This is a genomic window from Pseudarthrobacter sp. NPDC058329 (assembly GCF_042879835.1).
In the GTDB taxonomy this organism is placed as follows: Bacteria; Actinomycetota; Actinomycetes; order Actinomycetales; family Micrococcaceae; genus Arthrobacter.
Genome location: NZ_JBHVZR010000020.1, coordinates 52,374 through 74,689 on the forward strand (window position 1 = coordinate 52,374; position 22,316 = coordinate 74,689).

At 64.9% G+C, this 22,316-nt stretch carries 23 protein-coding genes and 3 tRNA genes; 19 read left to right on the forward strand and 7 right to left on the reverse strand.

The features are described 5' to 3' along the window. Window positions 1–17: 17 nt before the first annotated feature. Genes ACFVYC_RS19750 through ACFVYC_RS19760 form a run of 3 tightly spaced genes read right to left on the reverse strand, consistent with a single transcriptional unit; the run spans window position 18 to window position 2,382 of the window. Window positions 18–938, reverse strand: a complete 921-nt coding sequence (locus tag ACFVYC_RS19750; protein ID WP_387553453.1) for a cation diffusion facilitator family transporter — start codon at window positions 936–938, stop codon at window positions 18–20. A gap of 10 nt (window positions 939–948) precedes the next feature. Further along, window positions 949–1,395, reverse strand: a complete 447-nt coding sequence (locus tag ACFVYC_RS19755; protein WP_387553455.1) for a metallopeptidase family protein — start codon at window positions 1,393–1,395, stop codon at window positions 949–951. A 9-nt stretch (window positions 1,396–1,404) separates the two neighbouring features. Further along, on the reverse strand, window positions 1,405–2,382 hold the full coding sequence (locus tag ACFVYC_RS19760) for a DMT family transporter (protein ID WP_387553457.1): 978 nt from the start codon (window positions 2,380–2,382) through the stop codon (window positions 1,405–1,407). 125 nt (window positions 2,383–2,507) lie between these two features. Between ACFVYC_RS19760 and ACFVYC_RS19765 the strand changes: the two genes are divergently transcribed. Then, window positions 2,508–3,191, forward strand: a complete 684-nt coding sequence (locus tag ACFVYC_RS19765; protein ID WP_387553459.1) for a DsbA family protein — start codon at window positions 2,508–2,510, stop codon at window positions 3,189–3,191. Window positions 3,192–3,212: 21 nt separating this feature from the next. On the opposite strand, the gene ACFVYC_RS19770 is transcribed toward ACFVYC_RS19765, so the two are convergent. Continuing rightward, window positions 3,213–4,256 carry a PHP domain-containing protein gene (locus tag ACFVYC_RS19770; protein ID WP_387553461.1) on the reverse strand — a complete coding sequence of 348 codons (1,044 nt, stop codon included), beginning with the start codon at window positions 4,254–4,256 and terminating at the stop codon, window positions 3,213–3,215. Between the two features lie 164 nt (window positions 4,257–4,420). Here ACFVYC_RS19770 and ACFVYC_RS19775 point away from each other — a divergent pair. From ACFVYC_RS19775 to ACFVYC_RS19815, 9 genes are all read left to right on the forward strand, one after another. Beyond that, a tRNA-Glu gene (locus ACFVYC_RS19775) sits at window positions 4,421–4,493 on the forward strand. A 91-nt stretch (window positions 4,494–4,584) separates the two neighbouring features. After that, a tRNA-Asp gene (locus ACFVYC_RS19780) sits at window positions 4,585–4,658 on the forward strand. A 48-nt stretch (window positions 4,659–4,706) separates the two neighbouring features. Beyond that, window positions 4,707–4,782, forward strand: a tRNA-Phe gene (locus tag ACFVYC_RS19785). 541 nt (window positions 4,783–5,323) lie between these two features. Then, window positions 5,324–6,922 carry a glycoside hydrolase family 68 protein gene (locus tag ACFVYC_RS19790; protein ID WP_387553463.1) on the forward strand — a complete coding sequence of 533 codons (1,599 nt, stop codon included), beginning with the start codon at window positions 5,324–5,326 and terminating at the stop codon, window positions 6,920–6,922. Between the two features lie 113 nt (window positions 6,923–7,035). Beyond that, window positions 7,036–7,494, forward strand: coding sequence for an Asp23/Gls24 family envelope stress response protein (locus ACFVYC_RS19795; RefSeq protein ID WP_387553465.1), 459 nt, complete (start codon window positions 7,036–7,038; stop codon window positions 7,492–7,494). Further along, window positions 7,491–7,682: a hypothetical protein gene (locus ACFVYC_RS19800; RefSeq protein WP_159823958.1), complete on the forward strand. Its 192-nt coding sequence runs from the start codon at window positions 7,491–7,493 to the stop codon at window positions 7,680–7,682. Before ACFVYC_RS19795 ends, ACFVYC_RS19800 begins: the two co-directional genes overlap by 4 nt. Further along, window positions 7,679–8,059: a hypothetical protein gene (locus ACFVYC_RS19805; protein ID WP_387553467.1), complete on the forward strand. Its 381-nt coding sequence runs from the start codon at window positions 7,679–7,681 to the stop codon at window positions 8,057–8,059. The genes ACFVYC_RS19800 and ACFVYC_RS19805 overlap by 4 nt, the downstream gene beginning before the upstream one ends. Before the next feature lie 8 nt (window positions 8,060–8,067). Then, entirely contained in the window at window positions 8,068–8,661 is a 594-nt protein-coding gene (locus ACFVYC_RS19810; protein WP_387553469.1) for a hypothetical protein, read from the forward strand. Beyond that, window positions 8,658–9,269 carry a hypothetical protein gene (locus ACFVYC_RS19815; RefSeq protein ID WP_387553471.1) on the forward strand — a complete coding sequence of 204 codons (612 nt, stop codon included), beginning with the start codon at window positions 8,658–8,660 and terminating at the stop codon, window positions 9,267–9,269. Before ACFVYC_RS19810 ends, ACFVYC_RS19815 begins: the two co-directional genes overlap by 4 nt. Before the next feature lie 14 nt (window positions 9,270–9,283). Here the strand turns inward: ACFVYC_RS19815 and ACFVYC_RS19820 are convergent, their stop codons facing one another. After that, window positions 9,284–11,092 carry a glycoside hydrolase family 13 protein gene (locus ACFVYC_RS19820; RefSeq protein WP_387553472.1) on the reverse strand — a complete coding sequence of 603 codons (1,809 nt, stop codon included), beginning with the start codon at window positions 11,090–11,092 and terminating at the stop codon, window positions 9,284–9,286. A gap of 139 nt (window positions 11,093–11,231) precedes the next feature. On the opposite strand from ACFVYC_RS19820, the gene ACFVYC_RS19825 reads away from it, so the two are divergent. From ACFVYC_RS19825 to ACFVYC_RS19845, 5 genes are all read left to right on the forward strand, one after another. Continuing rightward, window positions 11,232–12,518, forward strand: coding sequence for an ABC transporter substrate-binding protein (locus ACFVYC_RS19825; RefSeq protein WP_387553474.1), 1,287 nt, complete (start codon window positions 11,232–11,234; stop codon window positions 12,516–12,518). Between the two features lie 6 nt (window positions 12,519–12,524). Beyond that, the gene (locus tag ACFVYC_RS19830; RefSeq protein ID WP_387553476.1) at window positions 12,525–13,562 is read left to right on the forward strand and encodes a carbohydrate ABC transporter permease; all 1,038 of its coding nucleotides are present in this window, start codon (window positions 12,525–12,527) and stop codon (window positions 13,560–13,562) included. Beyond that, entirely contained in the window at window positions 13,559–14,455 is an 897-nt protein-coding gene (locus ACFVYC_RS19835) for a carbohydrate ABC transporter permease (RefSeq protein ID WP_387553478.1), read from the forward strand. The genes ACFVYC_RS19830 and ACFVYC_RS19835 overlap by 4 nt, the downstream gene beginning before the upstream one ends. Further along, entirely contained in the window at window positions 14,452–14,700 is a 249-nt protein-coding gene (locus ACFVYC_RS19840; RefSeq protein ID WP_387553479.1) for a hypothetical protein, read from the forward strand. Before ACFVYC_RS19835 ends, ACFVYC_RS19840 begins: the two co-directional genes overlap by 4 nt. 155 nt (window positions 14,701–14,855) lie before the next feature. Next, entirely contained in the window at window positions 14,856–15,923 is a 1,068-nt protein-coding gene (locus tag ACFVYC_RS19845) for a LacI family DNA-binding transcriptional regulator (protein WP_387553481.1), read from the forward strand. A 26-nt stretch (window positions 15,924–15,949) separates the two neighbouring features. On the opposite strand, the gene ACFVYC_RS19850 is transcribed toward ACFVYC_RS19845, so the two are convergent. Continuing rightward, window positions 15,950–16,834 carry a hypothetical protein gene (locus tag ACFVYC_RS19850; protein ID WP_387553483.1) on the reverse strand — a complete coding sequence of 295 codons (885 nt, stop codon included), beginning with the start codon at window positions 16,832–16,834 and terminating at the stop codon, window positions 15,950–15,952. A gap of 34 nt (window positions 16,835–16,868) precedes the next feature. Then, window positions 16,869–17,675 carry an exodeoxyribonuclease III gene (locus ACFVYC_RS19855; protein ID WP_387553484.1) on the reverse strand — a complete coding sequence of 269 codons (807 nt, stop codon included), beginning with the start codon at window positions 17,673–17,675 and terminating at the stop codon, window positions 16,869–16,871. Between the two features lie 184 nt (window positions 17,676–17,859). Between ACFVYC_RS19855 and ACFVYC_RS19860 the strand changes: the two genes are divergently transcribed. From ACFVYC_RS19860 to ACFVYC_RS19875, 4 genes are read left to right on the forward strand one after another with little or no spacing between them, the layout of a single operon-like run. Further along, the gene (locus tag ACFVYC_RS19860; RefSeq protein WP_387553486.1) at window positions 17,860–19,359 is read left to right on the forward strand and encodes a CoA-acylating methylmalonate-semialdehyde dehydrogenase; all 1,500 of its coding nucleotides are present in this window, start codon (window positions 17,860–17,862) and stop codon (window positions 19,357–19,359) included. Next, complete coding sequence (locus tag ACFVYC_RS19865; RefSeq protein ID WP_387553488.1) at window positions 19,359–20,450, forward strand: enoyl-CoA hydratase/isomerase family protein; 1,092 nt, start codon at window positions 19,359–19,361, stop codon at window positions 20,448–20,450. Before ACFVYC_RS19860 ends, ACFVYC_RS19865 begins: the two co-directional genes overlap by 1 nt. Beyond that, window positions 20,443–21,468, forward strand: a complete 1,026-nt coding sequence (mmsB, locus tag ACFVYC_RS19870) for a 3-hydroxyisobutyrate dehydrogenase (RefSeq protein ID WP_387553489.1) — start codon at window positions 20,443–20,445, stop codon at window positions 21,466–21,468. The genes ACFVYC_RS19865 and mmsB overlap by 8 nt, the downstream gene beginning before the upstream one ends. Then, window positions 21,465–22,241, forward strand: a complete 777-nt coding sequence (locus ACFVYC_RS19875; RefSeq protein WP_387553491.1) for an enoyl-CoA hydratase — start codon at window positions 21,465–21,467, stop codon at window positions 22,239–22,241. The genes mmsB and ACFVYC_RS19875 overlap by 4 nt, the downstream gene beginning before the upstream one ends. Window positions 22,242–22,316: the final 75 nt, after the last annotated feature.

The window sequence follows — 22,316 nt, forward strand, 5'->3', positions numbered from 1 at the left end:
TGCGGCAGGACCGGCGGCTAAGCGTGCTGGCGTGCCTCGTGCTCGGAGTGCGTGGCCGGTTCCAGCTGGAACGTGCAGTGGTCCGTGTCGAAGTGCGAGCCCAGGCAGGACACCAGTTTGTCCAGCAGCTGGTCCGCGCCGCGGGCGGTCAGCACACCGTCCTCCACCACCACGTGCGCCGAAAAAACGGGCACCCCGGAGGTGATGGTCCAGATGTGGATGTCGTGGACATCCGATACGCCCTCCACGGACAGGATGTGCTCGCGGATCATCTGCACTTCCACGCCTTTGGGGCTGGCTTCCAGCAGCACATCCACGACGTCGCGCAGCAGGCTCCACGCCCGCGGCAGGATCAACAGGGCAATCACCACGGACGCGATGGTGTCGGCGGCCTGGAAGCCGGTGAGCATGATGACCACCGCGGCGGCTATGACCGCAAAGGAGCCCATCAGGTCGCCCAGGACTTCGAGATACGCGCCGCGGACGTTGAGGCTTTCCTGGTGGGCGCCGTGCAGGATCAGGAGCGACACAACGTTGGCGGCAGCACCCAGGATGGCCGCGAACAGCATGATGTCCGTCTGTACCTCAGGCGCGGAACCAATGCGCCGGATCGCTTCGGTAAAGATGACCACGGAGATCACGATCAGGATCAGTGCATTGGCCAGGGCCGCCAGGACTTCGGCCCGCTGGTACCCGTAGGTCCGCTGGTCGCTCGCCGGCCGGCCTGCAATCCAGGCAGCAAGCAACGCGATGGTTACCCCGGCCGCATCGGAGAGCATATGGCCGGCATCGGCCAGCAGCGACAGTGAACCGGAGAGGGCTGCGCCCACCACCTGCACTACCACCACAACGAGGGTGATAACGAGGACGGCCACCAGGCGCTTGCGGTGCCGGCCCGTTGCGGTAATGCCGTGCGTATGGCTGTGGTCGTGTCCCATGCCTACAAGGCTAGCCCCAGCCGAGCTCGTGCAGCCTGTCGTCGTCGATCCCGAAGTGGTGGGCGATCTCGTGGACAACCGTCACCGCCACCTCGTGGATGACGTCCTCGCGCGAGTCGCAGATTTCAAGGATTGGTTCACGGAAGATCGTGATGCGGTCCGGCAGGGAGCCGGCATCCCACCATGAATCCCTTTCAGTGAGCGGGACGCCTTCATAAAGCCCCAGCAGCACCGTGTCCGCGTCTTCTCCCGGCCGGGGCACGTAATCGTCCTCAATGAACACCGCCACATTGTCCATTGCCCTGGCCAGTTTGTCCGGGATGCTGTCCAGGGCGTCCTGGACGGCGGCCTCGAACTCGTCCGCGGACATGCTGAAGTGTGGGCGTCCGGTGAAACGAACGGGCTCGCTGGGACCTTCAGGAACGATGGGGAGGCCCGGCGGCAGGCTGGCTGGCATACTCCGACTTTAGCGAAGAACCTTCTGCTTGGCTCCGCGTCCCGGCCGGGTCCGCCGCCTGGTCAATCCGACGCCCACCAGGCAGACCAGGCCGCCCACCAGGCCCAAGGTTGTGGGGATTTCGCCCAGGAGCAGCCAGGAGATCAGGATAGTGGTGCCGGGCACCAGGTAGGTGGTGGCGGCGAGCTTGCCGGCCTCGATCAACGAAAGCGCGTAGGCCCAGGTGGTGAAGGCGATCGCCGTGGGGAAGATCCCCAGGTAGGCCAGTCCCATCGTTGCTTCCGGTGGCGCCGCCTGCACTTCGGAGACCAGCTGTCCTGCAAATGGCAGGCAGCACAGGGCTCCAACCATGATCCCGAACCACGTGGCCTGCGCGGCGGGAAACTTGCGCAGCACCGGCTTTTGAATGATGACGCTGACGGCGGCGAGCACGGCGGCAAGGAGGCAGAGCAGCACACCTGCAGCATCCGCCGTCGGACTTTCCCCTGGCGCGGATGGCTGGCCCGTACCGACAGCGATCAGCGCCACTCCTGCGAAGGCAACCATGCTCCCGATGATCAGCCAGCGCGGGAAGCCCTCCTTGAGGACGAGGCCGGCCATGATGGCCACGAGGATTGGATTGACGTTGATGAGAAGGGCACTGGTCCCCGCATCCAGCACATGCTCGGCCGCGTTCAGCGCCACGTTGTACCCGCCGAACCACATCACCCCGTAGGCCAGGATGGGCCACCACTCGCGGCTCCGGGGAAGGAGCCGGCTCTTCAGCAGTTGGGGGAGGACCAGCACCGCCAGTACGACGGCGGCAATCGCCAGCCTGCCAAGCGTCAGGGAGCCGGGGGAGAAGTGGGGGCCGATGGCCCGGATGCCCACGAATGCTGAAGCCCAGAGGACCACGGTGACCGCCATGGCGGCCGCGCCGAGTGCTTTGATCCGGGACGCGGGAGCAGGCGGGAGTGCGGTTGTGCCGACGGGGGTGCTTGATGCCATGCTGCCAATCTAGCCGGGGGTGCGGGCCCCCGGCTGGCGGAAATCAGTCATGTGTAGCCAAGTTCCCGCCAAAGATTCGCCAAAGAAGCCTGAAGGAGGTCGAGGCGCCGGTTAGGATGCCGGTTATGGTCTCAAACCTTGTCTCTCCCCGTGATACCGCACGCCTGGTGCGGAAAGTCATCTGGATCGTCCTTGCCGCTGCGGTGGTGGCCGGTGTGGCCTGGTATGCCGTGCTGACGCTTGGGAAACCACAGCAGTCTTCGCCGCCGGCCGCGGGTGCTGAACAGCTGGTCCGGGCAGACAGCCACCGCTTGACCAGCCCGGCGGAGGAGAAGGCGCAGCTGGTGGAATTCCTGGACTTTGAATGTCCGTCCTGCGGCTCGGTCCACCCCGTCGTCGAGGAGTTCAAAGCCGAGTTCGGGGACAGGATCACGTTCGTGCACCGTCATTTCCCCCTGTCGGCGCACCTCAATTCCGGCCCTGCCGCGCTGGCTGCCGAGGCAGCTGCCCGGCAGGGCCAATACCAGCAGATGGCCAACAAACTGTTCGAAACGCAGTCCCAGTGGGCCGGCAGCCAGCAGTCCCAGGCGCCCCTGTTCCGGACGTATGCCGGGCAGCTGGGGCTGGACCTTGCGCAGTTTGATGCCGTCGTCGCAGATCCAGGGACGGAAGAGCGCATCCTGGCCGATATTGCGGACGGCAACGCCTTGGGTGTTACCGGCACCCCCACCTTCTTCCTCAACGGGGAGAAGCTCACCCTGTCCACCAAGGCCGATTTCCGGCAGAAACTCGTGGACGCCGTCAAGTAAAGCTGAGGCGATGCCGGAGTGCTAGTCCGCTCCGGACCACTCCAGCAGCCGCTCCACCGGCCAGGTAGTGATGATCCGGTCCGCCGGGACGCCGTTCTTCTCCGCGCGCTCTGCGCCGTACTGCAGGAAGTCCAGCTGCCCTGGCGCATGGGCGTCGCTGTCGATCGAGAACAGGCAGCCGGCGTCCAGCGCGAGCTGGATCAGTGCGTCGGGCGGGTCCTGGCGCTCAGGCCTCGAATTGATCTCCACTGCCACGTTATGTTCCGCACAGGCCGCGAACACCTCCTTGGCGTCGAATTCCGACGGCGGCCGTGTGCCCCGCGCTCCCTCCACCAGGCGTCCGGTGCAGTGCCCCAGCACGTTGGTCTGTGGATCCTCGATGCCCTTGAGCATCCGCCGCGTCATGGTGCTCCGGTCTGCGCGGAGCTTGGAGTGGACGCTGGCCACCACAATATCCAGACGGTCCAGCAGCTCAGGATCCTGGTCCAGCGCACCCGACTCCAGGATGTCCACTTCGATGCCGGTCAGCAGCCGCACCGTGTTGTCCTGCTGCCCGTCGGATCCGGGATGCGTACCGTTGTTGATTGCTGCCACGACGTCCAGTTGCTGCAGGAGCCGCTCCGCTGAGAGCCCGTTCGCGATGGTGAGGTTGGGGGAGTGGTCCGTCAGCGCGAGGTAGTCCCTGCCAAGGACCCCGGCGGCCGCCACCATCAGCTCAATGGGGGACCCGCCGTCGGACCATTCGCTGTGGCTGTGCAGATCCCCCCGCAGGGCCTCCCGGATGGCGGAGCCTCCCGACACCAGAGGCTGGGCGCCCTTCTCCCGGAGATCAGCCAGGTACTCCGGCACTTGCCCCTCCACGGCATCCTTGATGACCTGATAGGTCCTGTCGCCGATTCCCTTCATGGATTTCAGCCGGCCGTTCCGCGCCCGGGCTGCGACTTCTTCAGCCGGCAGCGGCGCGATCACCCCTGCGGCTTTCCGGAAGGCCTGGACCTTGAAGGTGGCAGCGCGTCCGCGCTCCAGCCAGAAGGCAATCTCGTTGAGTGCTGCAACGGCGTCCATCAGTCCATCTTCACCTGTTCTCGCCGCTCCGGGCGCGTGTTTTGGCCGATTTTGGATTATTCCCAAGTAGGCCCTATAGTTTTAGAGTCCAGTTCGGAGCAACGCAAAGGACAAAGACGGAAAGCCTCGCTTGACGCCTTTTATTTTGTTTCGAACGGGTTCTGGCCCCCATCGTCTAGCGGCCTAGGACACCGCCCTTTCACGGCGGCGGCACGGGTTCGAATCCCGTTGGGGGTACGCAAGGAACTGGTCAAACAGACAAAAAATGTCTGGTAGGCTGGAAGCCTTGAAAAAAGCGGTAGCGATACTGTGAAAGCAAGAAACGCAAGGCCCTGTAGCGCAGTTGGTTAGCGCGCCGCCCTGTCACGGCGGAGGTCGCGGGTTCAAGTCCCGTCAGGGTCGCTCTGATTGTTGGAAGCAATTCCGGCTGTCATGGTGACTAGTCACCTAGGCTCTGTAGCTCAGTTGGTAGAGCGTTCGACTGAAAATCGAAAGGTCACCGGATCGACGCCGGTCGGAGCCACCACTGGGAAGCACCAGTTCTTCGGAACGGGTGCTTTTCTTCTTTAACCCGGAGGCCGAGGTGCCGACGCCCGGTGCGAGCCCCTGTTCCTAGCCAACCCCTATCCCACTCCCATGAGTCCGGCTTTGCACCCTCCTTCGGACAGCACACGCGGGCATGCGAGGGTGGCGGGCTGGGTGGGGGATGAACCCCTGAACTGACGTGCAAAAAATTTGCCTGACCTTTCGAAACATTTGACCGCTGCCAAACGGTTGTGGCACGCGCACGCCTTTGCAATGTAAGCGCTTGCGCATTGACGCGGGATGCGGCGCTTTTGAGCCTGAAACACGGTTTGAATTACCGTCCACCGGCTGCCTAGCGTGGAGTCCGGCCGGGAAAGCATCACCCTCCCGGCCTACTTCTACGGGGTCCACCCAGCCCCGTTCCCCTCGATACAACGGCGTCCTCGATGACGCTTGCTGTGTTGTCGGGATGGCCGGAGTTTGAGGACCAGGGCCTATGCCCGTCTTCCACGAACAGCTTCAACTCCGCGAGAAGAGCAAAAATGCACAAGCACCCCCAAACCTCCCGGTTGCTGCGGTGGCGTCCTGCCACCGCAGCACTGGCGGCGGCCGTAGTGGCTTCGGCCTTCCTGGCCGTTCCCGCTGCGCAGGCAAACGAGCCGGCGGATCCGCCGGCCAGCCAGCAGATGCCTGCCCCCACCCCCGGGTTTCCCCTCCCGACGGAACACACGCAGGAAGCGTTCGACCCGGCGTCGGACTTTACGTCCAAGTGGACCCGCGCCGACGCCAAGCAGATCATGGCCCAGAGCGACACCACCGTCGCACCTGGCCAGAACTCCATGAGCCCTGACGTTTCCATGCCGGAGATCCCCGAAGATTTCCCCACCATGAACGATGACGTCTGGGTCTGGGACACCTGGTCATTGACGGACGAGAACGCCAACCAGATCAGCTACAAGGGCTACGACGTCATCTTCTCCCTGGTCGCCGACCGCCACGCCGGCTACGGCTTCGACCAGCGCCACTGGAACGCGCGCATCGGCTACTTCTTCCGCAAGACCAACGCCGATCCGGCCAAGGACAAGTGGAACTACGGCGGACACCTGTTCCTGGACAACACCTCCATTGGCAACACCGAGTGGTCCGGCTCCACCCGCCTGATGCAGGGCAACCACGTAAACGTGTTCTACACGGCCACCACCTTCCACGATGTGGCCGAGCGCAACGCTGGCGGCGGCGGCATCGCCCCGGACGCCGCCATCGCCAAAGCCCTGGGCAACATCCACGCCGACAAGAACGGCGTCACCTTCGACGGCTTCCAGCACACCAAGCTGCTGGAGCCGGACGGAAAGATGTACCAGACCAAGGCACAGAACCCCGGGTTCGCCTTCCGCGACCCGTACACGTTTGCTGATCCCGCCCACCCGGGCAAGACCTTTATGGTCTTCGAAGGCAACACTGCCGGGAACCGCGGCGACTACCAGTGCAAGGGCGAGGACCTGGGCTACCAGCCGGGCGACCCGCACGCAGAGAACGTCAACGACGTCCAGAACAGCGGTGCGCACTACCAGACCGCCAACGTGGGCCTGGCTATGGCAGACAACAAGGATCTGACCAAGTGGTCCTTCCTGCCGCCCATCCTCTCCGCTAACTGCGTGAACGACCAGACCGAGCGTCCGCAAATCTTCATCCAGAACGAAAACGGCAAGAACAAGTACTACCTGTACACAATCAGCCACCAGTTCACCTACGCCGCCGGCATGCGCGGGCCCGACGGCGTCTACGGCTTTGTGGGCGACGGCGTCCGTTCGGACTATCAGCCGGTGAACAACAGCGGACTTGCCCTGGGTTCCCCCACGGACCTCAACCTGCCGGCCAACAACCCGAGCGGCACCATCTCGGGCCAGCAGAACGGCCGCCAGTTCCAGGCTTACTCGCACTACGTCCAGCCGGGCGGCCTGGTGCAGTCCTTCATTGACAACGTCAACGGCGTACGCGGCGGATCATTGTCCCCGACCGTCAAGATCAACTTCAAGAACGGCGTGACCCAGGTGGACCGCAGCTTCGGCCAGAACGGCCTCGGCCCGTTCGGCTACCTGCCCACCAACGTCCGCGTTGGCGGGGAAGGCCACTACAAGTAGAACCGGATCTACGATCCAGGCAGGGACGTCCCGCATGTGCGGACGCCCCTGCCTGCTGCCGTTAAGTCGCGGCCAGGGGATAGGGTTGGGATCAACAGAAGGGGGAGTGCCTGATGGAATACCAGAACCCACAACCCAGCCAGGGCATCCATAGCCGCGCCGTCCCGGTTCCTGTGCCAGGGCCTGGTCATGGCCGCACAGTGATCTCCGAAACCGCTGTAGCCAAGGTGGCCGGAATCGCCGCCCGTGCCGTCCCCGGGGTCTACTCCCTGGGCTCCGGACCGTCCCGTGCGCTCGGCGCCATCCGGGACGCCGTCGGCAGTTCGGACCATGCCGCCGGTGTACGGGCCGAGGTGGGCGAGACCCAGGTCGCGGTGGATATTAGTTTGGTGGCGAGCTACGGAACCCCGCTGCACTCACTGGCCAACGAGGTCCGCGCAGCTGTTTACCGGGCTGTGGAGGAACTCGTGGGCCTGCAGGTGATCGAGGTCAATGTGGAAGTCACCGACGTCTACGTGCCGCCTCCGGTCAAGCCCATTGCCGGTTCCACCGAGAGGGAGGCGCTGCTGTGAACCTCACCGTGGCCGGCACCGCGATGGGTGCCTTCGTCGCCTTTATGTCCCTTCAGTTCGGTTTGTGGGGCTTCCTGATCTCCCTGCTGTTTATGGCCATCGGGGCACTCCTGGGCCGGGCCGCGGAAGGCAAGTTGGACCTTCGTGGCGTCCTGGACGCCATCATCGGCCGGCGCTCGTCCTCATGAGCTCCACCGCCCCGGCCGTCCGGGGCCAGGAGCTGAGCGGCCACAACCGCATCAGCACGCAGGCCCTGACAAGCCTCGCCAAAGCCGCGGCCGCCCAACTCCTGGGCGTGGACGCGGAGGACGTCCGCGCTGACTGGGCGGACGACGACGGCATGCTGGCGCTGTCCCTCGTCGCACCCATCAGCATCCCGCCTTTGAACGCCGTGGTCCTCGACCCCACCTGTGTGGAGGGCAGCGGCGGCTCCATCTGGGACCGCACAGTGAGGGCAAAGGCCCGCATCCTCGCCACCGTGACAGAGCTGAGCGGTGCACGGTTGAGCCGGGTGGACATCAGGATCAGCGGAGCAAGGATCAGCGAAGGGGGACGGGTGCAATGAGCCGGCGGATGGAAAGCCAAGGCCCGCATATGGGCCGGATCCTGCACCGGGAAACGCATTCCACACGGGCAGTGGTGGCCACTGCCGCTGCGGTCCTGGTCATCGGGCTGGCTGCGTACGGGCTCCTTGAGGCTGCTGTCCATGCCTTTGGCCAGCCGGCCTGGCTGATTGAGCCGCAAGTGGCAGCAGAACGACTGGTTGCCTTGCCCGCGGGCATTTCGCCCCTGCTGCTGGGCGCCATCGGAGCGGTGGTGGCCATGATCGGCCTGATCTTTTTCCTCAACGGCATCCTGCCCGGCCGCCGCGCCCGACACCTTGCGGGCGGCGGCAGCGGCGGTGGCCCCGCCGTGGTGGTGGACGACGAAGTCATTGCTTCCTCGCTGGCACGCCGCGCCCGGCTTGCCGCCAACGTAACACCCGAACAGGTGATGGTGGTCGTCTCCCGGCGTCAGGTAGTGGTGAATGTACGCCCCACCTCCGGCGTCCCCGTGAACCGGGATGCCGTGCTCGCGGCCGTCCAGAGCGAACTCGAAGGCATGGCGCTTGATCCTTCACCCGACGTGCAGGTCAATGTGGCGCCGTCAGGAGTGATCGGCGCATGAACAGTACCCCCACCCTCCTCAACCGGATCCTGATTGCGGCCCTGGGCCTGGTGCTGCTTGCCGTGGGCGGACTGCTGATGTTGCTGGCCGCTGTCCCGGCCGTGGCTTCCTGGTGGCATTCCTGGTCCCTCGGGGCCTGGAACCACATCAACCAGGCCTTCAACGCCACCAGGTTCCCCGGCCGCGCCGAAAGCTGGCTGTGGATCCTGGTGGCGCTGGTCCTGCTGGTGCTGATCGGACTCATGGTGGCCTGGGTCGCCCAGCAGGGTAAGGGCCGGGCAAACCTGCTGGCCGTCGAATACGATCCCGGTGAGGTCCCGGGCGATGTGCGGATCGGCGGAGGAGTGGCGGAGCAGGCACTTAAGCACGCACTGGCGAACCGTCCTGATTTAGCGGGTGCAACGGTGACCACTTACGACGTCAAGGGCAGCCCCGCCTTGAAGGTGCGTCTCCTGCCGCGCCACGGTGTTGCCCCGCACCTGCTTGCAGACGAGGTGCATGCGCTGGTGGCGGCGCTGGAGACGGTGGCTGGGAAGAGGATTCCGGTGCTGATCCATATCGGAGCCGGCGCACGGACGCGCTTCAGCAGGGCTGAGCGCGTCCGCTGACCGCCGGTGGTCCTTCAGTCCTTGACGAGGTAGACGGTGCAGTCCACTGGCACTTCGCGCAGGTCCGCCCATTCGCCGGCAGGCTCAGGGCCACTGGAGAGAACCACCGAGTACCCGTCCGGGACGGGGGCCGAGGCGAAGCCCAGGTTGCCCAGCACCAGGACGTCCCCGTTATGGAAGGCCAGCAGCCCACTGTCCGGCACGTGGCTTTCAGCCCAGGCAACGGAGCCCGCACCCAGCCGCCGGGCGGACCGGAAGGCAAGGGCAGCCCGGTAAAGCTCCAGGGTAGAGCCTTCCACTCCTTCCTGCTGGTCCGCCGCCAGAGGGCCAAAACTTTGCGGCTGGGGGAGCCAGGGCTGCGCAGCCCCGCCTTCGGGTACTACCGAAAAGCCGTAACCCGGCAGCTCCGCGGACCACGGCAAGGGGACGCGGCAGCCGTCACGGCCAATCTCTGCGCCCCCCGTCCGGAAGAACGTCGGGTCCTGACGCGCCCCGGCTGGAACGGTAGTGTGCTCGGGAAGCCCCAGCTCCTCGCCCTGGTACAGGTAGGCGGAGCCCGGCAGTGCCAGTGAAATCAACGTGGCTGCCCTGGCGCGGGCCAGCCCCAGGGCAGCGTCCGGCTGTTCGTCGTCCGCTCCCAGGCCCTTGGGGAACGTCGTTGGGTCCTTGAGTCCGAACCGCGTGGTGTGGCGGACGGTGTCGTGGTTGCTCAGTACCCACGTGCAGGGTGCACCGACGGAGGCAGAAGCTGCCAGGGAAGCGTCAATGGACTCGGCCATGCCCTCCGCGTCCCAGCCTGCCAGCAGGAAATCGAAATTGAATGCCTGCTGCGTTTCGTCTGGGCGGGTGTAGCGGGCCAACCGTTCCGCGGGCTCCACCCAGGCTTCGGCGACCATCATGCGGTCACCGCGGTACTCGGCGAGCACACGGTGCCAGTCCCGGTAGACGTCGTGCACCCCGTCCTGGTCAAAGAACGGCGAGGGGGGATACACCGGTGATACCGCGCGGTGTGGCTCTTCGGCGTCGGTGTGTGCCCCGGGTGCATCGCCTGGGCGGTGTGCTGCTTCCCGGGTCACTTCCGCGGTGCCTTCAACCATTGCGGCCACGCCTTCCCAGTCGGGCAGGCCGGGCTCTTTGACCAGGCCGTGGGCCACGTCCACACGGAAGCCGTCCACACCCCGGTCCAGCCAGAACCGGAGCACCGAGCGCATCTCCTCGTGCACCTCGGTGTTTTCCCAGTTGAGGTCCGGCTGCTTGGTGTCGAAAAGGTGGAGGTACCACTCGCCGGGAGTTCCATCAGCCTCAATGATCCGGCTCCAGGCCGGCCCGCCGAAGATGGATTTCCAGTTGTTCGGTGCCAGGTTGCCGTCGCCGGAGCCCGGGACCTTGTCCTTGCCCGGCCGGAACATGTAGCGGTCCCGTTCGGGCGAACCGGGCGACGAAGCGAGTGCCGCCTGGAACCATACGTGCTCGTCGGAGGTGTGGTTCGGCACCAGGTCGACGATGACCTTGAGTCCGCGCTCGTGGGCTTCCTGCAACATGGCGTCGAAGTTATCGAGCGATCCGAAGAGCGGGTCCACCTGGCGGTAGTCGGCGACGTCGTACCCGGCATCCGCCTGTGGGGATTTGTAGAAAGGAGACAGCCAAATGGCGTCCACGCCCAGCTGTTGCAGGTACGGCAGGCGGTCCGTGACACCGCGAAGGTCACCCATCCCGTCGCCGTTGCCGTCTGCGAAGGACCTGGGGTAGATCTGATAGACCACGGCGTCCGCCCACCATTCAGAGCGGGCCGTGCGGTCAACGGGAACCTGCGGGTTGGACATTTGGTTCCTCTCAGATAACTTTTTGATGTAAACGCTTGCATTATTCGCAGCAACCTTACTAGTGTGAGCGTCACCACATCAACCTCACCTAGCAAGCGCACTTTCTACTTTCTTGTACTCAGCGAGGAGCTTCAAGCTTATGAAAACCCCTAGATTCCTTCTGCCGGCTGCCACCGCCGGTGTCCTGGCCCTGACCTTGACCGCATGCGGCGGAGGCGGCGGCGGGACCACCGGCGGCGGTGGCGGGGACGCCGAAGCCAACCTCGACAGCCGGGGTCCCATCACGTACGTTCAGGGCAAGGACAACAGCAACGTTGTGCGTCCCCTGATTGAGAAGTGGAATGCGGCGCACCCCGATGAGAAGGTCACCTTCAAGGAGCAGACCGACCAGGCGGACCAGCAGCACGACGACCTCGTCCAGAACTTCCAGGCCAAGAATGCCGACTACGACGTAGCGAGTGTTGACGTTGTCTGGACCGCGGAGTTCGCTGCCAAGGGCTGGCTCCAGCCGCTCAAGGACAAGATGGCCGTCGATACCACGGGCATGCTCGAACCCACTGTCGAGGCCGGTTCATACAAGGGCAACCTGTACGCGGCCCCGGTGTCCTCCGACGGCGGCATCCTTTACTACCGCAAGGACCTGGTTCCCGAGGCGCCCAAGACCTGGGACGAGATGATGGAGATGTGCTCCATCGCCAAGGCCAACAACATCGGCTGCTACTCGGGCCAGTTCAAGCAGTATGAAGGCCTGACCGTGAACGCTTCCGAGGCCATCAACTCGGCCGGCGGTTCCGTCCTGAACGACGACGGAAAGCCGAACCTGAACACCGCAGAGGCCGAAGAAGGCCTGAACAACCTGGTCGAAGCCTTCAAGAACGGGAACATCCCCGCGGAGGCGATCACCTACCAGGAAGAGGAAAGCCGCCGTGCCTTCCAGGAAGGCAAGCTGCTGTTCCTCCGCAACTGGCCTTACGTTTACAACCTGGCCACCACTGAAGCTTCCTCGCAGGTCAAGGACGTGCTGGGCATGGCTGCCCTGCCGGGCAAGGATGGCCCCGGTGCGTCCTCCCTCGGCGGCCACAGCGCGGCCATCAGCGTCTACTCCGACCACAAGGCGACCGCCCTGGACTTCGTGAAGTTCCTGGTTGAAGAGGAACAGCAGAAGTTCTTCGCAACCCAGGGTTCCCTGGCGCCGGTGTTCGGCGCTCTGTATGAGGACCAGGAGCTTGTTGCCAAGCTGCCGTACCTGCCCGTGCTGAAGACGTCCATCGAGAACGCTGTTCCCCGCCCGGTGACCCCGTTCTACCCGGCCGTCACGCAGGCCATCCAGGAAAATGCCTACGCGGCATTGAAGGGTGAGAAGCCGGCCAAGGACGCGCTGTCAGATATGCAGAAGTCCATCGAGACCGCCGGCGCAGGATCGTAATAAGCCATGGCTACCGAATTGGGCCCGACGCCGGTCAAAGGACCGGCGTCGGGCGCCACCCCGGTCCACCACGGACCCAAGGGCGTAGGCGAAGACAACAAGATCCTGAGCCAGGGCAAGTGGGCCTCGTGGCTTCTTGCCCCCACCATCATCGCGCTCGGCATCGTGATCGTTTACCCGATCATCAGCGCGATCATCATGTCCTTCCAGAAGGACGCCGGACTGGATCCGGTCACCGGCCTTTTCACCGAGGGCGGCCCGGCTGGCATCCAAAATTATGTGAACTGGCTGGGGCAGCAGTGTGCGGCACAAGGCGGCGGCACCGTCGCCTGCCCGCCAGGCACCCTCGGCGGCCAGTTCTGGAGTGCCACGGGCACCACCTTCCTGTTCACGGTAATCACTGTGGCACTGGAAACCGTCCTCGGGTTCTGGATGGCCATGATCATGGCGCGGACGTTCAAGGGCCGCGGCCTGGTCCGTGCTGCCGTGCTCGTTCCCTGGGCCATCCCCACTGCAGTTACAGCCCAGCTGTGGCTCTTTATGTTCGATTTCAATGGCATCATCAACAAGCTGTTCAACGTTTCCATCCTCTGGACCGGCAGCGAATGGCCAGCCAAGTGGGCTGTCATCATCGCCGACACCTGGAAGACCACGCCGTTTATGGCGCTGCTCATCCTTGCCGGCCTGCAGATGATTCCCGCGGAAGTGTATGAGGCCGCAAAAGTGGACGGTGCCACCGCATGGCAGCGGTTCCGGATGATCACCCTGCCGCTGGTTAAGCCGGCGCTGATGGTGGCCATCCTGTTCCGCACCCTGGATGCGCTCCGTATGTTCGACCTGCCGTACATCCTGACCGGCGGCGCCAACAACACCACGACGCTGTCCATCCTGGTGATTAATCAGATCAGGCAAGGCTTCAACTCAGCAGCCGCCTTGTCCACCATCACGTTCATCATCATCTTCCTGGTGGCGTTCATCTTCGTCCGCTTCCTGGGAGCAAATGTTGTGGAACAAAGCGGAGCCACCGGCAAGGGGAAGAAATGACAACCACGGCTGACGCAACGGCATTGCGGGCGCAGCAGGACAAGGGACGAAAGACTGCCCAGAACCGGGAGAAGTGGGCAAGTGTCCGCACGTACGTCAGTGCGGCCGTCATTCTGGTCTGGTGCCTGGCTCCCGCGTACTGGATGGTGGTGACAGCCTTCCGCGATGTGGATTTCACCTATGACACATCGCCGTGGCCCACCCACGTGACGATGGACAACTTCATCACGGCCTTCGATACCTCGTTCGGCAACAGGTTCGGCCAGGCACTGCTGAACAGTATTTTCATTGGTGTCACGGTCACGGTGATCTCGCTGGTGATCGGCGTGTTCGCGGCCTACGCCCTGGCACGGCTGAACTTCCGGTTCAAGTACCTGGTGCTGGGCTTCATCCTGGGGGCCTCCATGTTCCCGGGCGTAGCCCTCATCACCCCGCTGTTCCAGCTTTTCACCAACATTGGCTGGATGGGCACGTACCAGGCGCTGATCATTCCGAACATCTCGTTTGTGCTGCCGCTCACCGTCTACACGCTGACCTCATTCTTCCGGGAAATGCCCTGGGAGCTGGAGGAGTCTGCGCGGGTTGATGGCTGCACCCAGGGACAGGCGTTCCGGAAGGTGATTATGCCTCTGGCCGCTCCGGCGATCTTCACCACGGCCATCCTGGCGTTCATCTCCTCATGGAATGAATTCCTGATCGCCAGCCAGCTGTCCAACGAGGCAACGAAACCGGTTACGGTTGCCATCGCCAGCTTCGCCGGCGCGCAGCCCAACCAGATTCCCTACACGGCCATCATGGCCGCAGGCACCATCGTCACCATTCCTTTGGTGATCCTGGTACTGGTCTTCCAGCGCAAGATCGTTGCCGGCCTGACGGCGGGTGCGGTCAAGTGACAGGCGAAGCTTCCCGCTCCCGGTCCGCCGGGGCGGGAAGCAACCGCCGCCGGATGAGGTCCGGCGAGGACTTTGACATCATCATCGGGTTCCTCGGATTTTGGGCGCTGGTACTGACTGTGGTCACTGTCTGGATGGAGGTGACGGCGCAGCCGGCACTCGGTTGGGCGTTGGGCCTCCTGGCTACGCTGCTCGCACTTTACGGAATGGTGCGGCTGCGCCGCCGCCTGCCGGACCGGAGATAGCCCACCCGGTGGCCCCGCCGTCGTCGGACAGCCGGCGGAATGGCAACACTGTGCGAAGGTAACACTGCGATGCACTCCGGCGCCCGAAATACTATGGCCCAGGGGTATCGCGCGAAGCAGGGCGGATGCCTGCAGGGAGTACATGAGGGGAAACCGTGGCACGCACAAGTGAGAGGTCGCAACGGGGCGGCCACAGCGGGGTCAGCATTGAAGACGTCGCAGCCGCCGCGGGAGTATCCACCGCCACGGTCTCGCGGGCGGTCCGGGGACTGCCCCGGGTATCACCGGCAACGCGGCAGAAAATCCTCGAGGTGGCCGGAGAACTGGGCTACGTGGCCTCCAGCTCCGCTTCAGGCCTGGCAACTGGCCGGACCCGAACCATTGGTGTCCTGGCGCCCTTCGTCAGCCGTTGGTTCTTTTCCAAAGCCATCGAGGGCGCAGACCGGGAACTGCACGCCCGGAACTATAATCTTTCGTTGTTTAACCTTGGCGGCCACGGCAGCAACCGTGAGCGGCTTTTCAGCAAGACCATGGTCTACAAGCAGATTGATGCCCTGCTGGTCCTGTGTATGGCGTTATCCCACGATGAACTGGAACACCTGCAAAAGATCGACATCCCGCTGGTGGTTGTGGGCGGCCATGTGGAGGAGTGTTCCTATATCGGCATTGACGACTACGCCGCCGCCTCCACTGCTGTCAGGCACCTGATCGACCTGGGCCACCGTGACATCGCCCTGCTCCACGGCGACGACGAAACAGACCTGAACTTCGATGTTCCCCGCGTCAGAATCCTTGCCTTCAAGGACGTGATGACCGCGGCCGGCCTTCCCACCCGCCCTGAATGGGACGAGTGGGGAGACTTTACGGTCCACAGCGGGCAGGAGGCCTTCCGGCGCCTCTGGGCAAAGCCGGGCAACAAGCCGACAGCAATTTTCTGCGCATCGGACGAAATGGCCATGGGCGTTATCTTCGAAGCTTCCCGGCTCGGTGTTCCCGTGCCGGAGGAACTGTCCGTGGTGGGCATCGACAACCACGATTTCGCTGACGCCGTGGGCCTGACCACCGTGGGCCAGCGGCCGGACGAACAGGCCGAGCTGGCCACCAAGATGCTCCTCGACGAACTGGACGGCGAGGCAGGCGCGGTACAGTCCGCCGTCGCACCCCATGAACTGATTATCAGGAGGACGACGGCGCCGCCCCCGTCCCAGCGCCCGAACCCTTAGTGCCGCCGGGCTTCAACGCGGCAGCTTTAAGAGGCGCGGGCCAGTTGCCGGATGGGGATCCAGCGGGATGCCAGGCGGCGGTACGCTGCAGCCGCGCCGGTCATGTCGCCCTCGGCCAGGCATTCGATGCCCAGCCTGATGTCCATGGGCGAATCGTCCGGGTACACCTTGTCTGCAACAGCCCCGTAGTCCAGCTCCACCATCGAATTCACATGGAAGAGCTCCAGCCACTCGGTGAGCTGCGCCAGATCGTCCAGCATGTCCAGGTCCGGTGCGGCCAGTGCCAGGTTGGCCACGGCGTAGCGCGCACGCTCAAGGGCTTCAGGGATGGGCGCCCATACCCGGACGGTGAGGATCCGGCCGGCGGCCTCCACCACGTCTTTATGGTCTGAATCCATGAACAGGGAAAACCAGCTGAAGGGGATTCCCCAGGTGGACGCCCGGGTGTGGACGCGGGTGGACCCGTCACGGGCCTTCACCTGGTCGATCCGCTCCTGGTGCCTGTCCCGCTGTTCCTCCGGGATCAGCAGTTCCGCCAGCGGGCCGTGTATGCCCTCCATCAGCGCGTTGGCCGCCAAGCCGGCCCGCAGCACCAACTGGCTGGGACAGTACAGCAGCTCAGGCTCGGCGTCAGCGCCGTCGTCGGACGGGCCTCCTTTAGGAGCCGGGGCAGTGGTGACCCGCACCAGGTCGGTCCGTCCGGTGGGGAACGGGTCGCCGCCGGAACGGGTGATCCGCCCCAGCGAGGCCAGCAGTTCCGCGTTTTCGACCGCGGCACGCGAGGCAGCCTTCGCCCCCGCCGCCGCGATGGCTTTCCGCTGCTCCTCGGGGAAGGCGTCAAGGGGTTCATAGACGCGAAGCGTTGAGGAGAACGGCAGGCCTGCCTGGCCCCGGTAGAGGTTTCCCGTCATCACGGTCTCCTTGGATGGGTCCAGGATGATGTCATCAGTCTGCCAGTTCCACCAGCACTGGTGCATGGTCCGACGCGCCCTTGCCCTTGCGCTCCTCGCGGTCGATCGAAGCGCCGGTCACGCGTGCGGCCAGGGCCGGGGAGCCCAGCACAAAGTCGATCCGCATGCCTTCCTTCTTGGGGAAGCGCAGCTGGGTGTAGTCCCAGTAGGTGTAGACGCCCGGGCCGGGGGTGTAGGCGCGGGCAACATCGGTGAAGCCGGCGGACTCGAAGGCATGGAAAGCGGCACGCTCCGGCGGACTGACATGGGTGTACCTGTTGTTGACGAACAAATCGATGTCCCACACGTCCTCGTCGAACGGTGCGATGTTCCAGTCACCCATCAGCGCCACCTGGGCCTCAGGGTTCTGCGTCACGAGTTCCTGGGCGTGCGTCTTCAGGCTTTCGAGCCACTTGAGCTTGTAGGGCATGTGTTCGTCGTCCAGCGAGCGGCCGTTGGGAACATAGAGGCTCCAGATCCGGACGCCTGCGCAGGTGGCAGCCATGGCGCGGGCTTCCTGCACGGGATCCTTGCCCGCCTTGCCGAAGGTGGGCTGGTCCAGGAAGGTCCGCTCAACGTCTTCCAGCCCCACCCGGGACGCGATGGCCACGCCGTTCCACTGGTTCACGCCGAAATGGGCAACCTCGTAACCCATCCGTTCGAAGAGTTCCCAGGGAAAGTTATCGTCCTTGCACTTGGTTTCCTGGATGGCCAGGACGTCGCAGTCACTGCGCTGCAGCCAGGCCTCCACACGATCGGCGCGGGCTCGGAGCGAATTCACATTCCAGGTAGCTATCTTCACAGCTCCTAACTTACCGTGGCCGCGGCACCGCACGTAAAGCACTGCTCCGGCTTCGGCACAGCCCGCGGCGAAGGTCCGGCGGGCGTGTCCCGCACCATTCCGGGCCCGGTGGAGTTCAGTAGGAAGTTGCGAGTATATTCGCAACCAGGAATGACCCGGGTCACACGCGAAGGAGCTTCCGGCCATGGTGCGCGAACTTTCCCACTACGTCGGCGGCCAGCACACGGCCGGCACGTCAGGCCGCTTCGGCGACGTCTTTGACCCCTGCACGGGGGCGGTCCAGGCCCGGGTGCCGTTGGCCGGCCGGGATGAGGTGGCCAAAGTAGTCGCTGCTGCGGCGAAGGCGCAGGAGGAATGGGCGGCCACCAACGCCCAGCGCCGCGGCCGGATCCTGCTCCGGTTTGTGGACCTGGTCAACCAGGACATGGACGCACTGGCGCGGCTGCTGTCCTCCGAACACGGAAAGACCCTCGCCGATTCCAGGGGAGACATCCAACGCGGACTGGAAGTGGTGGAGTTCGCTGCCGGCGCGCCGCACCTGCTCAAGGGTGAGTTCTCCACCGACGCCGGACCCGGGATCGACATCCATTCGCTGCGCCAGCCGCTCGGCGTCGTAGCCGGGATTACGCCGTTCAACTTTCCCGCCATGATTCCGCTCTGGAAGTCCGGTCCCGCCCTGGCGGCAGGCAATGCGTTCATCCTGAAACCCTCTGAACGGGACCCCTCCGTACCGCTCCGCCTGGCCGAACTGTACTCCGAAGCGGGTGTCCCGGACGGCGTCTTCAATGTTGTTAATGGCGACAGGGAAGCTGTGGACGCGCTCCTCGAGGAGCCCCGCGTCAGGGCCATCGGATTCGTGGGCTCCACTCCCGTTGCCCAGTACATCTATGCCACGGCCGCGGCCCACGGCAAGCGGGCCCAGTGCTTTGGCGGCGCCAAGAACCACATGGTGGTGATGCCGGACGCGGACCTCGACCAGGCCGCGGACGCCCTTATCGGATCCGGGTACGGCTCGGCGGGGGAACGCTGCATGGCTGTTTCGGTGGCCGTCCCGGTGGGGCGGGAAACGGCTGATCTGCTGGTGGCAAAACTCCGGGACCGGGTAAAAGGCCTCAAAGTGGGCCACAGCCTGGACCGGGACTCCGACTTTGGGCCGGTGGTGGCCGCCTCCGCCAAGGAACGCATCGAGGGGCTCATTCAGGCGGGGGTGGACGAGGGCGCCAGCCTGCTGGCAGATGGGCGGGGCATCACGGTGGAAGGCTACGAGGGCGGTTTCTGGGTGGGACCAACGCTTTTTGACCACGTCAGGCCGGACATGGGCATCTATCGGCAGGAAATTTTTGGCCCTGTCCTGAGTGTGGTGCGGGCGGCTGATTATGATGAGGCGCTGCAGCTGTGCAGCAGGAACGAGTTCGGCAACGGCGTGGCAATCTTCACCCGCGACGGTGATGCCGCCCGCGATTTCGCGAGCCGCGTGGATGTGGGCATGGTGGGCGTCAACGTCCCCATCCCGGTGCCTATCGCCTACTACACGTTCGGTGGCTGGAAGGCCTCGGGGTTCGGCGACCTGAACCAGCACGGCGCGGACGCCTTCCGTTTCTACACGAAAACCAAAACGGTCACCACCCGGTGGCCCTCGGGAATACGGCACGGAGCCAGCTTCGTGATGCCGGAAGGAAGTTGATGACGGACAGCCCGGAGACCGGTGCGGACAACCACGGCGAGGTGCTGTTTGAGCGCCGCGGCCAGCTGGGGGTCGTCACCCTCAACAGGCCCCAGGCCGTCAATGCACTCACCGCCGGTATGGTGGACGCGCTTCTGGACCAGCTCACAGAATGGGCGGACGACGACGGCGTTGCCACGGTCCTGGTGCGGGGCTCGGGTGAACGCGGGCTGTGCGCCGGCGGCGACATCGTGGCCATCTACCAGGACATGCTGGCCGGGGGAGGGCAGACGGCGGACTTCTGGCAAACGGAGTACCGGGTTAATTCCCTGATTGCCCGCTACCCGAAGCCCTATGTCGCTTTGATGGATGGGCTGGTCCTGGGCGGCGGCGTGGGCATCTCCGCGCACGGCTCCGTGCGGGTGGTCACAGAACGCACGCGCATGGGCATGCCGGAAACCACCATTGGGTTTGCGCCCGACGTCGGCGGGACCCTTTTGTTGTCCCGCGCACCGGGGGAGGCGGGAACCCATGCCGCGCTGACCGGCGCCCACCTCAGCGCAGCGGATGCGCTGCACCTTGGCCTCGCCGGCTACTACGTTCCGTCAGGCAGCCTTGGCGAACTGATGGTGGCGCTGGAAAGCGAAACAGCGGAAGCCGCCGTCGTGCGATACGCAGTGGAGGCGCCGGCCTCCGCGCTCGCCGGGCAGCGGGACTGGATCGACAGCTGCTACTCCTCCGGTGACGCCGAGGAGATTGTCCGCCGGCTCCGTTCCTGGGGCGGCGGGGACGCCGCGGAGGCCGCCCGCGCTGCTGACACCATCGAGGCGAAGTCGCCCACGTCCGTGAAGGTCACGCTGGCGTCCCTCCGCCGGGTGAAAGGCCGCACCTTGGATGAAGCCCTGGCGCAGGAATACCGGGTGGGGCTGCGGTTCCTGGCAGCGCCCGATTTCCGGGAGGGGATCCGGGCGCAGGTGGTGGACAAGGACCGCTCACCCCGGTGGAGTCCGCCCACCCTGGCGGAGGTGCCGCCGCAGCTGGTGGAGCGCTTTTTTGAACCCCTGGGCAACAAGGAACTGGACCTGCAGCTAAAGGAGAGGGACCATGCCTGACAAACCCGCCATCGCCTTCCTGGGCCTCGGCCATATGGGCGGGCCCATGGCCGTGAACCTGGTCAATGCGGGATATGCGGTAGCCGGCTTTGACGTGGTGGCGGCAGCAGTGGAGGACGCGCGGGCCCACGGTGTTCCAGCCTCGGCCAGCGCTGTTGAAGCGGTGTTCGGGGCGGACGTGGTCCTCACGATGTTCCCCAGCGGCAGGCATGTGCTCGACGCGTATCAGGGAACGGATGGCGGGCCGGGACTGCTGGCAGCGGCGGCCCCGGGAACCATGTTCCTGGACTGTTCCACCATCGATGTGGAGGACGCCCGCGAAGCGGCCAGGCTGGCCGTTGAAGCCGGCCACCGCTCTGTGGATGCCCCGGTATCCGGCGGAGTGGTGGGCGCCGAAGCCGGGACCCTCACCTTTATGGTGGGCGGCGATGCGCCGGACTTCGACGCGGTCCGGCCCCTGCTGGAGGTGATGGGCAAACGGGTGGTCCATTGCGGCGCGCACGGGGCGGGCCAGTCCGCCAAGATCTGTAACAACCTCATCCTGGGCGCCTCCATGATCGCCGTCAGCGAGGCTTTTGTGCTCGGGGAGAAGCTGGGCCTCAGCCACCAGGCGTTGTTCGATGTGGCGTCGGCAGCATCCGGGCAATGCTGGGCGCTCACCACCAACTGCCCTGTGCCCGGGCCGGTCCCCACCAGCCCCGCCAACCGCGATTACCAGCCGGGATTCGCCGGAGCGCTGATGGCGAAGGACCTCGGACTCGCCGTCAACGCACTGCGAAGCACCGGTGTGGCTGCCCGCGTTGGACCACTGGCTGCGGAGATTTACGATACGTTTGCGGCGGAAGGCGGCGCCGGCAGGGACTTCTCCGCGATCATCACCGATATCCGGGACAAGTCCGGCCGCCAGGACCAGCCGGGGAACGCAGCACCACCGGGGAACCAGGCGGCCGGGGTTACCCGCGAGGCAGCACAGCATGCAGCACATCAGGCAGCGCAGGACGACGGGAGCCCGGAATGACCGAATACACGAACATCCTTGTGGAGCAGCGGGGCCGGGTGGGCGTGGTGACGCTGAACCGGCCCCAGGCGTTGAATGCCCTGAATAAGGCCACCATGGAGGAGCTCGTGCGGGCCGTCAGCGTCATGGATGCTGATCCGGGGGTGGGGGCCGTGGTCATTACCGGCTCGGGCAAGGCCTTCGCCGCCGGGGCCGACATCAAGGAGATGGCCGCCCAGGGTTACATGGACATGTACGCGGCCGACTGGTTTCGCGGCTGGGAAGACTTCACCAGGCTGCGCATACCCACGATTGCCGCGGTGTCAGGATTCGCCCTCGGCGGGGGTTGTGAACTGGCAATGATGTGCGACCTCATCATTGCCGGGGACAACGCGAAGTTCGGGCAGCCGGAGATCAACCTGGGCGTGCTGCCGGGCATGGGTGGATCGCAGCGGCTTACCCGGGCCGTGGGCAAGGCCAAAGCCATGGACCTGATCCTGACGGGCAGGTTCATCGGGGCAGAGGAAGCTGACCGCTGTGGCCTGGTGTCCCGGGTGGTGCCCGCCGAGGATGTTGTGGATGAGGCGATCAAGGCCGCTGAGGTGATTGCATCCAAGTCCAAACCCGTGGCCATGGTGGCGAAAGAGGCCGTGAACGCTGCCTTCGAAACCGGCCTTGCCCAGGGAGTTCTCTTCGAGCGCCGGCTGTTTCACTCCCTCTTCGCCACGGAGGACCAGAAGGAGGGAATGGCGGCGTTCACGGAGAAACGCCAGCCCGGGTTCGGCCACCGGTAAGCCGTGCGGGTCCGCTCCCGGTGTCGCCCTGGTCCCAGTCTTTTTGCAGGTACGTAAGGTAGACAGGGCAGACCA

What these genes read in the sequence shown, in the direction of transcription:
- ACFVYC_RS19815 (WP_387553471.1), top strand. Translation starts at nt 8,658, where the DNA reads ATGAACAGTACCCCCACCCTCCTCAACCGGATCCTGATTGCGGCCCTG.
- ACFVYC_RS19830 (WP_387553476.1), top strand. Translation starts at nt 12,525, where the DNA reads ATGGCTACCGAATTGGGCCCGACGCCGGTCAAAGGACCGGCGTCGGGC.
- ACFVYC_RS19760 (WP_387553457.1), bottom strand. Translation starts at nt 2,382, where the DNA reads ATGGCATCAAGCACCCCCGTCGGCACAACCGCACTCCCGCCTGCTCCC.
- ACFVYC_RS19765 (WP_387553459.1), top strand. Translation starts at nt 2,508, where the DNA reads ATGGTCTCAAACCTTGTCTCTCCCCGTGATACCGCACGCCTGGTGCGG.
- ACFVYC_RS19860 (WP_387553486.1), top strand. Translation starts at nt 17,860, where the DNA reads ATGGTGCGCGAACTTTCCCACTACGTCGGCGGCCAGCACACGGCCGGC.
- ACFVYC_RS19795 (WP_387553465.1), top strand. Translation starts at nt 7,036, where the DNA reads ATGGAATACCAGAACCCACAACCCAGCCAGGGCATCCATAGCCGCGCC.
- ACFVYC_RS19820 (WP_387553472.1), bottom strand. Translation starts at nt 11,092, where the DNA reads ATGTCCAACCCGCAGGTTCCCGTTGACCGCACGGCCCGCTCTGAATGG.
- ACFVYC_RS19825 (WP_387553474.1), top strand. Translation starts at nt 11,232, where the DNA reads ATGAAAACCCCTAGATTCCTTCTGCCGGCTGCCACCGCCGGTGTCCTG.
- mmsB (WP_387553489.1), top strand. Translation starts at nt 20,443, where the DNA reads ATGCCTGACAAACCCGCCATCGCCTTCCTGGGCCTCGGCCATATGGGC.
- ACFVYC_RS19790 (WP_387553463.1), top strand. Translation starts at nt 5,324, where the DNA reads ATGCACAAGCACCCCCAAACCTCCCGGTTGCTGCGGTGGCGTCCTGCC.
- ACFVYC_RS19755 (WP_387553455.1), bottom strand. Translation starts at nt 1,395, where the DNA reads ATGCCAGCCAGCCTGCCGCCGGGCCTCCCCATCGTTCCTGAAGGTCCC.
- ACFVYC_RS19875 (WP_387553491.1), top strand. Translation starts at nt 21,465, where the DNA reads ATGACCGAATACACGAACATCCTTGTGGAGCAGCGGGGCCGGGTGGGC.
- ACFVYC_RS19865 (WP_387553488.1), top strand. Translation starts at nt 19,359, where the DNA reads ATGACGGACAGCCCGGAGACCGGTGCGGACAACCACGGCGAGGTGCTG.
- ACFVYC_RS19810 (WP_387553469.1), top strand. Translation starts at nt 8,068, where the DNA reads ATGGAAAGCCAAGGCCCGCATATGGGCCGGATCCTGCACCGGGAAACG.
- ACFVYC_RS19850 (WP_387553483.1), bottom strand. Translation starts at nt 16,834, where the DNA reads ATGACGGGAAACCTCTACCGGGGCCAGGCAGGCCTGCCGTTCTCCTCA.
- ACFVYC_RS19835 (WP_387553478.1), top strand. Translation starts at nt 13,559, where the DNA reads ATGACAACCACGGCTGACGCAACGGCATTGCGGGCGCAGCAGGACAAG.
- ACFVYC_RS19770 (WP_387553461.1), bottom strand. Translation starts at nt 4,256, where the DNA reads ATGGACGCCGTTGCAGCACTCAACGAGATTGCCTTCTGGCTGGAGCGC.
- ACFVYC_RS19805 (WP_387553467.1), top strand. Translation starts at nt 7,679, where the DNA reads ATGAGCTCCACCGCCCCGGCCGTCCGGGGCCAGGAGCTGAGCGGCCAC.
- ACFVYC_RS19750 (WP_387553453.1), bottom strand. Translation starts at nt 938, where the DNA reads ATGGGACACGACCACAGCCATACGCACGGCATTACCGCAACGGGCCGG.